The sequence below is a fragment of the Spirochaetia bacterium genome, assembly GCA_022482625.1.
GTDB lineage: Bacteria > Spirochaetota > Spirochaetia > Sphaerochaetales > Sphaerochaetaceae > Pleomorphochaeta.
The window spans coordinates 255,863-271,540 of the sequence record JAKVOU010000001.1; the positions used below are offsets into that span (position 1 = coordinate 255,863).

At 45.6% G+C, this 15,678-nt stretch carries 10 protein-coding genes and 2 pseudogenes; 7 read left to right on the forward strand and 5 right to left on the reverse strand.

Translation table 11 applies throughout. The features are described 5' to 3' along the window. Positions 1-320 precede the first annotated feature (320 nt). The 5 genes and pseudogenes from LKE40_01225 to LKE40_01245 form a co-directional block, all read right to left on the reverse strand. On the reverse strand, positions 321-1,595 hold the full coding sequence (locus LKE40_01225) for a U32 family peptidase (protein MCH3916110.1): 1,275 nt from the start codon (positions 1,593-1,595) through the stop codon (positions 321-323). Next, positions 1,588-4,062 (reverse strand): annotated as a pseudogene (gene lon / locus LKE40_01230) (endopeptidase La). The gene LKE40_01225 and the pseudogene lon overlap by 8 nt, the downstream one beginning before the upstream one ends. Before the next feature lie 209 nt (positions 4,063-4,271). Continuing rightward, the gene (gene arcC, locus LKE40_01235; GenBank protein MCH3916111.1) at positions 4,272-5,219 is read right to left on the reverse strand and encodes a carbamate kinase; all 948 of its coding nucleotides are present in this window, start codon (positions 5,217-5,219) and stop codon (positions 4,272-4,274) included. Positions 5,220-5,302: 83 nt separating this feature from the next. Further along, positions 5,303-6,247 (reverse strand): AEC family transporter, encoded by a 945-nt coding sequence (locus LKE40_01240; GenBank protein ID MCH3916112.1) that lies wholly within the window; start codon positions 6,245-6,247, stop codon positions 5,303-5,305. 78 nt (positions 6,248-6,325) lie between these two features. Beyond that, entirely contained in the window at positions 6,326-7,681 is a 1,356-nt protein-coding gene (locus tag LKE40_01245; GenBank protein ID MCH3916113.1) for a DUF4105 domain-containing protein, read from the reverse strand. Positions 7,682-7,720: 39 nt separating this feature from the next. Here LKE40_01245 and recO point away from each other — a divergent pair, with 39 nt between their 5' ends. The 7 genes and pseudogenes from recO to LKE40_01280 all read left to right on the forward strand — a co-directional run bounded on the left by recO (position 7,721) and on the right by LKE40_01280 (position 15,636). Continuing rightward, positions 7,721-8,500, forward strand: coding sequence for a DNA repair protein RecO (recO, locus tag LKE40_01250; GenBank protein ID MCH3916114.1), 780 nt, complete (start codon positions 7,721-7,723; stop codon positions 8,498-8,500). Positions 8,501-8,518: 18 nt separating this feature from the next. Continuing rightward, a complete protein-coding gene (recJ, locus tag LKE40_01255) occupies positions 8,519-10,669 on the forward strand; it encodes a single-stranded-DNA-specific exonuclease RecJ (protein MCH3916115.1) in 2,151 nt (716 codons plus the stop codon). A gap of 174 nt (positions 10,670-10,843) precedes the next feature. Continuing rightward, on the forward strand, positions 10,844-11,050 hold the full coding sequence (gene rpsU, locus LKE40_01260; GenBank protein MCH3916116.1) for a 30S ribosomal protein S21: 207 nt from the start codon (positions 10,844-10,846) through the stop codon (positions 11,048-11,050). A 218-nt stretch (positions 11,051-11,268) separates the two neighbouring features. Beyond that, positions 11,269-12,156, forward strand: a complete 888-nt coding sequence (locus LKE40_01265; GenBank protein ID MCH3916117.1) for an NAD(P)-binding domain-containing protein — start codon at positions 11,269-11,271, stop codon at positions 12,154-12,156. Between the two features lies 1 nt (position 12,157). Next, positions 12,158-13,240: a 3-phosphoserine/phosphohydroxythreonine transaminase gene (gene serC / locus LKE40_01270; GenBank protein MCH3916118.1), complete on the forward strand. Its 1,083-nt coding sequence runs from the start codon at positions 12,158-12,160 to the stop codon at positions 13,238-13,240. 2 nt (positions 13,241-13,242) lie between these two features. Continuing rightward, positions 13,243-13,698, forward strand: a complete 456-nt coding sequence (locus tag LKE40_01275) for an Lrp/AsnC family transcriptional regulator (GenBank protein ID MCH3916119.1) — start codon at positions 13,243-13,245, stop codon at positions 13,696-13,698. A 770-nt stretch (positions 13,699-14,468) separates the two neighbouring features. Next, a pseudogene (locus LKE40_01280) lies at positions 14,469-15,636 on the forward strand (ABC transporter substrate-binding protein). Positions 15,637-15,678: the final 42 nt, after the last annotated feature.

Below are 15,678 nucleotides of genomic sequence, written 5' to 3' on the forward strand. Positions count from 1 at the left end.
ATTACAGAGAATATGGGTTTGTCCTTAGATGTGCTATGCCAATAAGAAAATAGCTTGTTGGCTTAAAAACATTGTTTGGCAAACCAATACATCTAACTTTATGAATTGTACAATTACATACAAAGATGGATATCAAAGTCCATCTTAACCGAAGAAACTGTTGTAATATAAAGCAATTAAATCGAAGTTACTTTCCCCTGTTAGGTTGATCATCCTGATGATAATCATGAAAGTATCTTAAAAAAAAATCCTTCTGTCTGTTTACCAGACAGAAGATAACTTATTCTCATAATTAGAAATGATTAATGACAGATATTTGACTATGTATTGTTCTGTTCTGGAAGCAATGCCGTTGACCTCAGATCACCTTCATTCAGACGTCTGATGATATACCCGTTTTTTACAGGTTTGTCAGTCTTCAGGTACTGGACTTTGCAATGGTCAATCTGGGAAACTTCATTGAACTGGTCATCCAACAGTGTATAGTCATCATCAATCAGATGCAGGACATCCTTTCCGATATATTCCAACCTTTGGCCTTTCTTGACTTGGAACCGGACATCAAGGCTCCATATCCCTGGTTTGACTTCATCATGAATGATACCGATAAACAAGTAATTTCTCTCATAGCCGTCGATAGTAGGTGTGTTGATATCATCATCCAACTTGTTATTGTTGCCATAGAAGAAGCCCGTAGAGTATTCCCTATGGCTGATATTGAACAAATCCTTGCGATATTCCTTCCAGTCATCTACATGGTCAAGAGCTTTCCTGTATGCCCTGGTAACAACTGCTACATAGTAGAGGCTTTTCATCCTGCCTTCAATCTTTAAGGAATCGACACCAGCATCAATGAGATCCTGCAGATGGTCAATCATGCACAGATCCTTTGAACTGAGGATGGTCGTATAGCCGTTTTCCTCGCTGATAGGATAGTATTCCCCTGGTCGTTCAAGCTCTTCAAGAGCAAGGTCAGCAGGCTTCTTTTCAGCTAGCCGATAATGCCACCGGCAGGAATGGGCACAGTCACCCTGGTTGCCGGACCTCCCTGCAAAGAAAGCAGAAAGGAGACAACGGCCTGAATAGGCCATGCACATGGCACCATGGACAAACGTTTCTATCTGGAGTTCAGGCACGGCATCCTTGATTCGCTTGATATCGTCGATCGAAGCCTCACGGCCAAGAATGACTCTTTTCGCACCAAGCCTGTAGTATGTCTTTGCAGCTCTGGCATTGAGGCAACTTGCCTGGGTGGAAATATGGATCTCCTTATCCGGACAATATTCCTTCAGTATATCCATGGCTCCTAAGTCAGACACAATGAAAGCATCGAAAGGCCAGGAAGCAAGCTCTCCTGCACTTTTTTCAAAGTGCTCAATCTGATCCTGATGAAACAGGATATTGGTTGCCAGATACAGTTTCTTACCGGTCTTAACCCTCAGTTGCTCAAGAGCTTCCTTGTCATCCAAGGCAATGTTACGGGCATTTGCCCTAAGCGAATAAGCAGGAAGCCCCATATAAGCGGCGTCGGCCCCGAAAGCCAACGCCGTCTTAAGTTTATCAAAATCTCCGGCCGGGCTGAGGAGCTCAACCATTGAGAGCCTCCTTGACCGCGGTCGCAATGGTCGCTGCCATTGTCTTCAGCTTCTTGTCTTCCTCGACAGAAGCAGCTTCCTTTTGTGGCCGGACTGCATCCTTGTCATCAGGAAAAGCAAAATCCAAGACTTCGTTTACCTCGTGCATCAGATGGAAGCTGACACCCTTGGTTACTAGTTCATCCAGTTCATCCAAATCCTTCTTGTTGTTTGCAGGAATAAGGATATCTGTAATCCTGTTTCGCTTTGCAGCAAGGACCTTTTCCTTCAGGCCTCCGATAGGCAGTACCTTGCCCATCAGGGAAATCTCACCTGTCATGGCAAGATGCGGCCTGATGACCTGGCCTGTAGCCAAGGAGAACAAAGCTGTCGTCATCGTGACACCGGCACTTGGTCCGTCCTTCTTGATGGCGCCTTCAGGTACATGGAGATGAATGTCATGGGTGGTGAACCACTCAGGATCAATCCTCAGCTGTACTGCATGACTCTTCAGCCAGGTGAGAGCAATGTTGACACTTTCCTGCATCACATCACCCAGCTGACCTGTCAACTGGAGTTTGCCGTTTCCCTTGAAAGCTTGGGCTTCTATTGCAAGCGTATCACCGCCCATGTTTGTCCAAGCCAATCCAATTGCCATACCCGGTTTGTCAGCGACGATGATATCATCGTCATTGAAATATGGAAGGCCAAGGAATTCCTTCAGATCCTTGTCATTGACCTTGATAGGTCGGGCAAGATCCGGATTTTCCAATATCTTCAAGGCAATCTTACGATTGATCTTGTCCAAATTCTTCTCAAAGTTCCTTACACCGGCTTCCCTGGCATAGCGCTCTGCGATTTTTCTGAGAATTACTGAGGAAAATTTGACATCATCGCCGGTAAGCCCGCTCTTTCTTCAGGCTCTTTGGTACCAGATATTTCTTTCCGATCCTGACCTTTTCCTCACTGGTATATCCGCTGACCTCAATCAGCTCCATCCTGTCCAGCAACGGAGTAGGTATGGTAGAAATTGAGTTGGCAGTTGCAATGAAAAGTATATGGCTCAGGTCAAAGGGGAGATCCAGATAATTATCCCTGAAGTGATTGTTCTGTTCAGGATCAAGCACTTCCAGCAGGGCACTTGCCGGGTCTCCTTGGTAGGATTCACCCATCTTGTCTATTTCATCGATGAGAAATATCGGATTGTTGGTCTTGACCGTCTGGAGTCCCTTGATGATCTTGCCAGGTATTGCCCCGATGTAGGTCCTTCTGTGGCCTTTGATCTCAGCTTCATCCCTCATGCCACCGACAGAGAAACGGAAATATTCCCTTCCCAGTGCACGGGCAATGGAAGTACCGACACTCGTCTTACCTACGCCGGGAGCTCCGACCAGACAGAGTATGGCACCCTTGTCATCTTTCTTCAGGTCCTTGACGGCAAGGAATTCCAGTATCCTGTTCTTGACATCCTTCATGCCGTAGTGATCATGATCAAGTATCTTCCTGGCAGCCTTGATATCAAGGTTCTGCTTTTTCCCCTCTTTCCATGGCAAGGCAAAGACAACATCAAGGTAAGTCCTCGTAAGTGAGAACTCAGGACTCATCATATCAAGTCCTGCCAGGCGTCCGACATCATCAGCGACTTTTTCCTTTGCTTCATCGTTCATGAAAGGACTGAGTTTCTTGAACTTGTCATGATATTTCTTGATCAGGTCATCCTTGGGGTCTTTCTTTATCCCCAGTTCCATCTGGATGGTGTTCATTTCCTGACGAAGGAAAAATTCCCTCTGGTTCTTTGACACCTTCTGGTTGACCTTCTCAAGGATGTTCTGCTGTATCTTGGAGATTTCCTCTTCATTCTTTATGTGGATCAAGAGCTTCTCGATCCTTGCGCGTACGTCGAGCTCCTCAAGCAGTTCCTGCTGTTCCTTGCCATCGATCTGGATATTTGCAGCAATGAAGTCCTGCAAGTTTGCCAGGATCCTGTATGTTGATCATATTGAGCTTCATCTGCTCGGTGAACATCGGATCATGTGAACCTAAGTTCTTTATCTCTGACATACAGCTGACGTGTCCATGGGACAAGGGTATCATCTCCCGGTAAAATATCATCCAGATATTCAGCTTCAGCAATCAAGTAGGGGCCGCTTTGCAAGAAATTACGTACCTTGAATCTCTTTATTGTTGAAATGAAGACATGTACGCCTCCATCCGGTAACTTTATTTGCTTGACTACCTTTGCGACGGTGCCTACTTCATAGAGGTTTGTCCTATCATAGGATTCACCCTCTTCAGCTGAATCTTTAGTGAGGATAAGGCCGAGGTTACCACCGTGTTTGATGGCCTGATTGACCACGTCGATGTCCCTGTTGTCAGTGAACATCAGGTGCGTAAGCAAGCCAGGAAATACCGGGGTAGGGCTTACCGGTAATATGAATAGGTTGGACGGGAGCATCTGTTCGGCTCTCATCAGGTCCTTTTCACTCATGTATTCCTCCGAATAGTTGTATCTTTCGTACAAAAGATAACCAATAATAAGCTAACGGGATAGCCCCAATTTGCGTAAAAAACTACCAAAATACCATGGATTGGTAAAATCTGCAGCAATAGGGAAGGAACAGGACAAGAAAAAGCTGTACCTGATTCTGATTGCAGGTACAGCTTTTTTGAAACAGCCAAGTTCTCTTATAGTACTTGCTACCTTACGATCTTTGTTCCTGCATTGCCGTAGAGAGCATCATATATATGAGCTGGGTCCGTGATAAGTCCTGTATTGCCTGTATGTCCGACGAAATCTACCATTGCCTGGATCTTCGGCAACATGGAGCCCGGTGCGAAATGGCCTGCTTCCATGAATTTTCCTGCTTCTTCGAGATTGATGGTATCAAGGGTCTGCTGGTTCGGCTTGCCGAAGTTCAGGCAGACTTTTTCGACAGCCGTGCTTATGACAAACAGGTCTGCATTGAGCTGTTTTGCCAGCATTGCTGCTGCCAGATCCTTGTCAATGACTGCATCCCTGCCAGAGAGCATCCCATTGCTCTCTCTTACTACAGGAATGCCACCGCCTCCGGCAGCTATCACCACTACGCCGGCTTCTGTCAGGGCCCGTATCGTTTCGATTTCAATGATATGCGTGGGCTTTGGACTTGGGACGACCCTTCGCCAGCCTCTTCCTGCATCTTCCTTGCAGACCCAGCCGTTCTTTTCCATCATTTCTTTTGCATCCTCTTCACTCATGAACGAACCGATCGGTTTTGAAGGCGCATCGAAAGAAGGATCTTTTGCATCAACTTCTACCTGGGTTACTATTGTCGTTACCTGTGGATGAAGTCCCACTTGGATGAATTCATTGTCCAATGCCATCTGCAGTTGATAGCCGATGGCACCTTGGGTATCAGCTACGCATGAATCCAACGGGACGTCATGCAGTATCTTCCTGGAATATTCCGCCCTTAAGAGTATGTAGCCGACCTGGGGGCCGTTGCCATGGGCTATGACGACCCTGTTGCCGGCCTGTACCAAGCGAACGATGTGATGCGCCGTTTTTCTGGCTGCCTCATATTGGGCATGGACGGTAACATGCTTTGCATCTTCAATAAGCGAATTACCTCCGATGGCTATGACGATCAATTTCCCATTGGCCATATCTATCTACCTCCGACAAGGATACCCTATCATATCATGTTTGCAACATAATGCAACAGATTTTTTAAACAATAGATACGATGTCAGAAAGAAATGAGACCATTTGCGAAAAGTATTGCCGGGATAGTTCCGATACAGACCAGTGTCGACAACCCCAACAATGCAGAAGCATAGGTATTGTCGCGTCCGAAGCGCAGTGCAAACATCGGACTTGTGGAACCTATAGGGCAGGCCGTTGAAACCAGGACCGTCAGCCAGACGATATCATTTGGCCAACCCAGTTTGGCCAGAAGCAATCTGCCGAAGATCAGGAACAGGACGGGATAGACGATATTATGCATGATGGTAATGAAGTATCCTCTGGCAGAAAGGAACAGGTCCTTGAATGAATTCATAGCCAATGAAGCTCCGACAACCAGCATTGCAAGCGGCGTGTTCATTGCAGCTATCTGCTGCATGGGGGCAAGTATGATATCCGGTAGCGTGAAACCTGTCACATAGCAGGGAAGTCCTATGAATATGGCTATCATGTTAGGATTCAGCAAGATATTGAGCAGGTCCTTACCTGTTACCTTGCCTTTCAGCATGACCACGCCGTATGACCAGCAGATGATTTGGAAGACGGAGATGTAACCAGTGACAAGGAAAACTCCTTCCTTGCCGAACATTACCTGCAGCAACGGCAATCCGATGAATCCACAGTTCGTGTACATCAGGGACATCCTGTCGACCAGATAGTCCTTGCTCTGTGCATGCTTGCTGACAGCGATGATGGAAAAGAATATGGCAACACCCATGGAGAGGAAAGACAAAGCAATGACCTGCAGGAGCGAATGGAGCTTTGCAGGAGAGAAAGGTGTCTGGTAGCTGGTGAAGATAAGGATGGGCGAAACGATATCCAGCAATAGGTCCGTCAGCTTCTTGTTACCCTCTTGGGTAAAGATGCCTTTTTTCATCCCTATCATCCCGATTGCCAATATTACGAAGAGTTTTAGGATGGAAGAAGCCGTATTTGTCACTATATCCATAAATTATCTGCAGCTACCCCTTGGCCTGACATATTTTGGTGATACTATATACCTTTGTCACTTATGTGAAAAGTAAGCTTAACTGACTTTGTTGCCGTCCAGACGGATTTTCAGGCGTTTCTGTGGGGCTTGCATAATATAGAAAAGAAGGATGGGGAGTACGATGTTGTAATTGTCCTGGAACAATATAGTGGAGTGAAGAATCAGTTTTACCAACAAGTAGACAGCAATGAATATTGCTTCAAGGCGACAGACCTTTGCAAAATGCAAGAGGCTCCTTGGATTCCTTTTCCGTATGATCCTGATGGCAGAAGCAAGCAAAAGACCTGCTGTCACAGGGTTGACGAAAATGAAGTTTTCGTTGAACCAGGCGGGATCGAGATCCGAAAAGAACATGAGGAAGGCAAGTACCAGTGAAAGGACAAGCAGCAATGCTGCAACGATAGTCATGAGAATTCCGTATGGCAAATGGCTTCTCAGACGCCTGGACAACAGAAAAAGTAGATTTAGCCCCAGTACGAACAGAAGGGGGAAGCAAAGATATATGAAGAATGCATCGCTGAAGGGCGATTTTCGTATGCCGGCCGTTTCTTGGTAATATACCTTTGTATTTGCAAACATATCCGGTGTTTTGTCTTGGATGGTCTTTTCCAGCCGTTCTGGAAGAAACATGGCGTCCCAACTGCTGATCTTCTTATCACAAGGCTGTCCCATGATGAAATTGAGGAACCAGCCAATGAACATATTCTGACTCATATAAGGGAGGGAAAGTGATCGATAGGTCCCTGCATTGTCATGGGCCGTGGCTTGTTTCAACTTGCCGTCAGAGACCTTGTCGAGTATATCCCGTATCCTGGTAGCACAGTTGTCCTTGAAAAAATGATAGAGATAGACCTTGTTCTTTTCAGTTGCATTGTAACCGAGGAAGTCAATGATTCCTGCCTTTTCCTCCGGGCTTAGGTTGAGCTTTGTCAACTTGATGCTTCTATCTTCCTCCACGGTATAACCCAATCGGCCGGCAGCATATGATAAGTCAAGCTGATAGTACATTTTTCCTTCGATGAAGTGGAAATAGAAATTCTTTTCACGGTTGTTGAAGACCCCATAGTCATAGACAACCCCTTCCTTTCCTGGCCGTTCCAGAAGCAGGGCCGTATGCCCGAACCATTCCCAGACTGGATTCCCGGAAGCAATGGAAACGAGGTAGATATCGTAGGTATCAAGGATTTTCTTCTGGTTGTCCGAAAGTGGCTCTGAAAAACTGCAGGAAGTCAATTCCTTTTCACTTGGAAAAGGATTTGACAGATGATTGCCGGCAAGACTGGCTCCGAACAACGGGACCAAAGAAAGCCACACGGCGATAAGGGTGAAGTTGAATTTCCTCAGATGCATGGGATTATCATAGCACAGGAGGGGTAGAGAGAAAAGCATCATTGCTTCGCTTCATGGCTTTTGTTGACTCTCATGGCCTTTTTGGACTACCTTTCGAAACTGGGGGTAATGGTGGAACGCAATGTAACGGCGCAGGCAATAGTCCTGCAGAACAGAAAATCCGGCGAAAGCAACCGAAACTTGACATTGTTGAGCAAGGAGCTTGGGATTTTTGAAGTTACGTGCTATGGGATGCGTAAGCCAAAAGCTGGCATACATGTGCGCCAGTTTATGGAAGGTGTGTTTTATTTATACTATTATCAGACCCATAAGCGTTTTGTGTTGAAAGATTTCAATCCGCTGAAAACCAATGATGGCATTCTCTTGGATTATGCACATGTAGTCAGTGCCGATCTGCTGTGTGAGTTTGTACTGAAGACTGGCTGCGATGATATGACGTATGCATACCGGTTGCTTTCCAGAAGTTTGGAATTGCTTTGTCTTGGAAATATTCCGGAAGATTTGATTGTCATTCAATTCCTTCTGCGTCTGATTAGGGAAAACGGTTTTTTTTCTTCATTTGAGCGTTGTCCGGTCTGTGACAGGGAAATAGATGCACAGGAAGTCATGTCCTTTACTTCTCATCTGAGTGCTCCTTGCTGTGAACAGTGCGGAGACCTGGGGGCAACCATGATACTACCTCCAGGGGCGCGGCGGTATCTCAGCCTGACGATGGACATGGAACTGGACCAGGCACTTGAGGTCCGGCTGACCGTACAGACCGGTGCCAGGATCCGAGCTTACATGCAACGCTGGGCCATGCATGTGATAGGCCGCCCTTTCCGTAGTTTGGATGCCCAGGTTGCTGCTGTAAAGAACTGAAAAGAGAGATAGATTGCTGTGAAATGGAATAAAAAGAAGATTGATGTTACGGAACTGAAAAGATTGCATGATCTTTTTGGTGTTGATGTGATAAGTGCCTCGGTATTGGCCAGAAGAAATATTACCAGTAAGAATGACATAAAGTTTTTTCTTGAAAATGAACTCATTTATCTCCATAGTCCCTTTCTTTTTGAGGATATGGGAGAGGTCGTTGACAGGATCAACGAGGCCTGCGAGGAAAAAGAAAAGATCAGGATATTCGGAGACAGGGATGTGGATGGTATTACTTCCACTTCACTGCTCAAGGAAGAATTGGATGGCATGGGCCTGGATGTGACATGGTCGGTACCAGACGGCGATGATCCCTATGGCATGACGCTGGATAAAGTCCATAAGGCAAAGGAAGATGGCATCAGCCTCATCATTACCGTTGACTGCGGGATAAGTGAAGTTGAGGAAATTGCGCTTTCCAGACAACTTGGCATTGATACGATTGTCCTTGACCATCACCTTGCAGGGGAAACCTTGCCGCCTGCCATAGCCATTATTGACCCGAAGATTGAAGATTGTGGGTATCCGTTCGAACATCTTGCCGGTTGTGGAGTAGTCAGCAAGGTCATATGGGCCCTGCGTTTTTCCCAGACTGACCTCTACAATGAATCTGTCATCCTGCTCCATGCCCAACCTGGGAATGAGACTGTACGGATCCAAGCCCTGAAATTCCGTAATTTCATTGAGACCGACAGGGTAGTGGATGAAATAAGTCCCGGACTCATCAAGGCATCACAGTCCAAGATCATACCTTTCCTTGACTGTGGCCTTCCGATCCTGGTACTTGATGCTGCTACGGAAAAAATCCAACTCACTGCTGCCTTTGGCAGCAATGTGGATATCTACCTGCAGGACCTGCGTGCAGATGTCGACAAGTCCATTCCCCAAGTGCGTGGAAAAAGTCTCTTCAATTTGTCGCTTGTATCTCATTCAGGAAGGTATAGCCTTATCGAACATGATGAGCTGGATGTCTTGCTTGGCCTGTTCCAATCCCTCTGTCTTAGACGTTATCCACGTATCGGAAAAGAATTTGACAGTGTATTGGATCTGGTTGCCATAGGGACGATTGCCGACATGATGCCGATGGTCGATGAGAACCGCATACTGGTCAGACGCGGCCTGCAGGTCCTTTCGACGGTGCCTCGCATGTCATTGGTACCGCTATTGACAGCAAAGGGATTGCTGGGAAAGAAGATCGGGACTACGGAAATCGGTTGGAATATTTCTCCGCTTATCAATGCTGCCGGTCGTATGGGCAAGCCTGACGTTGCCGTAAAGATGCTTCTTGCGGACAAACAGGAGGAAATTGAGGAACTGAGCCGTCAGCTCATTGCCTTGAACAAGCAGCGGCAGAAGCTCGGTGATACGGCGTGGACCGAGATGCAGAAGGAAGCAAAACGTAGTTACGAATATTTCGGAACCAAGATGGTGCTGGTGGAACATACAAGCGTCAACCGCGGGATTACCGGGTTGATGGCTTCAAGGTTGCTTACCCTTTTCGGTGCGCCGGCCATGGTCATTGCAAGGACAGGTGAGGGAAGTATCACCGGCAGCATGCGTAGTCCCGAAGGATTCAACATACGGGATTTCCTTGCTAATTTTGATTCCTTGCTTGATGATTATGGCGGACATGCCTGTGCAGGTGGCTTTTCCCTTTCAGAAGCCAATCTTCCTACGTTCAAGAAGCAGGTGGAAGATGTATTGGATACCATGGATTGTCTCGAGGAACAGGAAGATGTCATTGATATCGACTGTACGGTGCCTCCCCAGTATATGACTCCCAAGCTCCTGAAGGTTTCGGAAACTTTTGAACCCTATGGTGAACAGAACCCTGCAGTGGTCTATCAGATCAGCGGAGCCAGGGTCCTTGATGCCGTATTCATCGGAAATGCGGGATCTGGAGTCCGCCATCTCAGGCTTACCCTTTCCTATGGTGCGTACAAATGGCCGGGCGTCTATTGGCGAGCAAGTCAGAAACTTGATAAGGATTTTGCTGTGGGGGACAGTGTCGACTGCGTATTCAGGTTGGGACGAAACAATTTCAGGGGACAGGAGACGCTTCAGCTTACCATCATGGACATGCATAGGATAATGAAAAAAGAGGATCAAACGGTGTAGTCTGTTGCCTTTGTTTCTAAAAAGATTTTCCAACAGACAAAAAAATATCGATGAGTGTTGAAATTTTTTTCTCAATTTACTATAGTCACTTACGGTACAGCCCAAGGCCGTGCTCCGGTCATTTTGCCGACCGGTAAGTTTCCCCGATTGACATGTGGAAAGGAGGTGATAAGAATGGCATATGTAAAAGTTGAAGACAATGAACCCTTGGAAAAATCAATCAAGCGTTTCAAGCGCATGGTTGAAAAAGAAGGCATCATCCGCGAATGGAAGAAGAGAGAATACTTCGAGAAGCCATCCACCATCCTTAACAGGAAAAAGAAGGCACTTGCACGCAAGCAGCTGAAGAAGACATCAAAGATGCATTCCAAGAATTACTAGGAAATTGTCCGCCGGGGTATCCCGGCGGTTTTTTACTCTGTCGCAGATTTGTTTCCCTTTGTTTCTATTTTCTGACATGACTAATTTAATTGTAAATATATTAGTTATTTATTGAGCATATAAGAAAATTCCCATATTCAATTTGACATAATCATAAATACTGTATATACTAAGATAAAATTTATGTTGAAGACTCAACAAAAGATAAGGGGTAAAGAATGCTCATTCTAATTTCAGATGCTTTTGATGCGGCCTTACCGGAGAAATTGTCACGGTTCGGAGAAGTAACTGATGACAAATCCAGGCTCCCTGAAGCTGAAGTCGTACTCGTACGCAGCAAGACGAAATGTACGAAAGAATACATTGACCAGGCAAAGAAACTTAAGCTGATCATCCGCGGTGGTGTAGGAATTGACAACATCGACAAGGATTATGCACAGTCAAAGGGAATCGTCGTGAGGAACACCCCGAAGGCTTCATCTGTTGCGGTAGCTGAATTGGCTATGGCACATATGATTGCTGCTTCGTCCCATCTGATCGAGTATCATGTCGGCATGAAGGAAGGAAAGTGGCTCAAGAAATCCATCAAAAGGACGGAACTTTTCGGAAAGAAGCTTTGTCTTGTCGGATTAGGCCATATCGCCCAGCAGGTTGCAATCAGAGCAAAGGCATTCGGCATGGATGTAGTAGCCTATGACAAGTATGTCCCTGCTTCGGATCTTGCTACGCTTATGCCTACACTGGAAGAGGCTGTTGCTGATGCAGACTATATTTCCATCCATATTCCTCTTACCGATGAGACCAAGGGCATGTTCAATGACAAATTGTTCCAATCATTCAAGAAGAGTCCGATCATTGTCAACACCTGCAGAGGTCTTGTCGTTGATGCGGATGCTATGGCAAAGGCTTTGGAAGATGGCAAGGTGTCATTGTATTGTACCGATGTCTATCCTTCCGATCCTCCTGCTGAAACATATCCCTTGCTTTCCAGTGACAAGGTCATCCTCACTCCGCATGTGGGGGCAAACTCAAAGGAAAATCTGCTTCGGATAGGTGCTGAAGCAATTTCTATCATAGAAGAATCAGTGAAGGAAGGAGTTATCTGAAATGGCGCGCAAGATGAACTTTTTTGCAGGACCTTCTGTCCTGCCCATGGAAGTACTTGAGACTCTCCAGAAGGAATTGGTTGACTACCAGGGCAACGGACAGTCGATGATTGAAACCAGCCACAGGGGTGCAATGTTCGAGAAGATGTATCAGGAATGTCTCAGTGACCTTCGTGAAGTCATGGGAATACCGGAGGATTACTATGTGTATTTCCTTGGTGGCGGTGCAACATTGCAGTTTACGATGATTCCGATGAATTTTCTCAGGCCAGGGACTGTTGCCGATTACCTGAAGAGCGGCTCATGGTCAAACAAGGCTGGTGCTGATGCTGAGAAACTTGGTAACGTCCATTACTATTTTGATGGTACGGCAAGCAAGTTCACGACATTGCCGGATCCAAAGACAGTCAAGCCGAGTGAGGATTCTTCTTATCTGTATCTTTGTTCGAATGAAACCATCGGGGGCATCGAATGGCAGGATTTTCCTGATACCGGTGATGTTCCCCTTATTGCTGATATGTCTTCGGACTTGCTTTCAAGGCCGGTACCGGTTGAAAGATTCTCAATGATCTACGGCGGCGTGCAGAAGAATCTGGGTCCTGCAGGCGCAACTCTCATCATCATGAAGAAAAGCTTGCTGGAAAAACAGAATTTAAACATGACTGCTTATATGGATTATGCCCTGCATGGCAAGAAAGAAGGGTTGTATAATACACCACCGGTGTTTTCAATCTGGGCTGTCAAACTTGTCCTTGAATGGATAAAGAAGAATGGCGGTGCAGAAGGTATGCTCAAGAGAGCAAAGGAAAAGAGTTCTCTCATCTACAATGTGATTGATTCCAGCGATTTCTGGAAGTCTCCTGTAGACAAGCACTTCAGAAGCCGGATGAATGTCGTATTCAGGCTTTCCAGCGAGGAGCTTGAAAAGAAGTTTGTCCAGGAATCTGCGGCAGCGGGAATGCTGGGACTGAAAGGACATCGGAGTGTCGGTGGACTGAGGGCCAGTCTCTATAATGCCTGCCCGAAGGAAGATGTTGAGGCTCTTGCACAATTCATGAAAGAATTTGAAAGGAAGAACGGCTGACTATGACAACCAAACTTGACGATACCAACAAGCAGATAATCAGGGAACTGATTGATGGCAGAAAGCCCTTCAGTGCCATTGCAGAGCACCAAGGGATAACTGAAAATACGGTTCGCTCGCGTGTAAACAAACTTATTGACGAGGGTATCCTTTCGATTACCGGTCTGGTAGATCCTGAGAAATTTTCTGGAATGCAGGTAGTAATCATGGGGGTGAAGCTCAAGACGCTTGATCTGGAGCAGAAGGCAATAGAATTTACTCAGCTGAGAGGAGTTGTTTCTGCTGCGGTGGTAACCGGCAGGTATGATTTGGTATGTGAGCTTGTACTGAATGAGGATGATGGGCTTTCATTGCTTGATTTCTTCAAATATGAGCTTGGTAAGGTGAGTGAAGTAGCCGATGTAGAAACATTCATCGTGTATCAGAGCCATAATCTGAAAGTACCTTACATCCTCTAGTCCTGTATTGTTTCAATTTGTATTCTTGTGGAAGTCACCTGTGAGGCGGCTTCCATATTTTTGACCATTTGACCTTTGCTTATCATTACAAAAATCATTTCTGGATAGTTTAAATTTATGTTTAATAAATGATACACAGTCATTCTATCTTCTGGTAATATTTTCTACTTGGCTTCAATCTGGATATACAAGTAAAGTAAAAGATTGGAGCATTTGGAATTTTCTCTTGACCTTGAAAAAACAATCAATGGCTTTTTATTTTATAATTTTATTCTAATTAAATAATTATACTTAATTTATTTTATAAAATAATGCATTTGTCTTTATCTTGTAACATACTGATTGTACACAGGAATATACAGAATATGCTAAGTGGATGTTAGGATTGATACTGTTGGTATTTATTTTTATCACTGGTTCGTGTTGCAATAAAATTCAACAGAAACCATTGCCAACTGAAAAAAATGGTAAAATTTTGATTGATTTTTAGGTTAACTGATATATACTAGAAATCGGAGTTGCTTTTCGGAAAAAATGACAGGCATTTTTTCCGAAATGCAAGAAAACAAAAGGAGATGAATGTAATGAAACGATTTCAAATTGCTGTACTTGCTATTTTCTGCAGCATGGGATTTTTGTTTGCAAATGGACAGAAGGAATCGGCGACGCCTGCTGCTACCGTCAATGCTGATGCACCGGTTACCATTGAATTCTGGCATGCAATGAGCGGTGACAGGATTGATTTGATTCAAGGTATTGTCGATAAATTCATGGCTGTGAATCCCAATATTACGGTAAAAGTCCAGTATACGGGTTCATACGATGACACGTTGAACAAAGTCAAGGCAGCCTACAAGGCTGGAAATGCTCCGGCAGTTTTCCATAGCTATGAGGTCGGTACCCTTGGTATGATCAATTCAGGCATGATCAAGCCTGTCGATGACCTTGCAACCGAATATAACCTGCCGGTCGATTGGGATAACTTCTTTACTCCTGTACAGTCGTACTACAAATACCAAGGCAAGCATTATTCCATGCCATTCAATTCTTCAACACCGCTCCTGTATTATAACAAGACGTTGTTCAAGAAAGCGGGCCTTGACCCGGACAATCCTCCGGAGACTTTCCAGCAGATCAGGGACGCAGCAATTGCCCTAGCAGAAGATCGGCATTGCAAAGCCAATTACGTGGAACTTGCATGATTGGTATTTTGAAGAATTCCTCTGCCTGCAGGACGCTCCGTTCGTCAACAGTGACAATGGACGTGGTGCAGAGCTTCCTACCAAGGCATTGTTCAACAGTGAATATGGCAAGAGGGCCCTTGACTGGTGGATCGGGCTATACAATGACGGACTGTTCAATGACGTAGGTCCCGGTTGGTCCAACCATAGGGCAGCCTTCGGAAGCGGAGATGCTGCAATCATCCTTTCTTCCTCTTCGGATGTTAACCTCCTGAGCAAGGCCTTGGCACAGAAAGGTTGGGAAATGGGCACCGGATTTATTCCGCATCCGGAAGGTTCCAAAGGTGGAGTCGCCATCGGTGGAGGTTCGTTATGGATTACCAACAAACTTACTCCTGAACAGGAATTGGCAACATTGAAGCTTGTTGAGTTCATTGCCAATGATGAATCACAGACGGCATGGCATAAAGGCACCGGTTATTTCCCTGTAACGAAGTCTGCAATGAACAAGCTTGATTCAGAAGGTTGGTTCAAGGAAAATCCAAATTACAAGACGGCATTTGACCAGCTGTTGGCAAGCCCTGGTACACTTAATTCTTCAGGAGCCTTGCTTGGTGTATATCCAGAGACAAGAGCCATAATCGAATCCAAGATCCAGGAATGCTATAAAGGTAAGGATACCCAGGTAGCACTTGATGAGGCTGCAGCAAAGGTCAATGACCTTATGGCTGAATGGAATGAACTGATCAAACTGTGACCAGTTGATGCATACAGGTATCGATAGGGGGCAATATGCTCC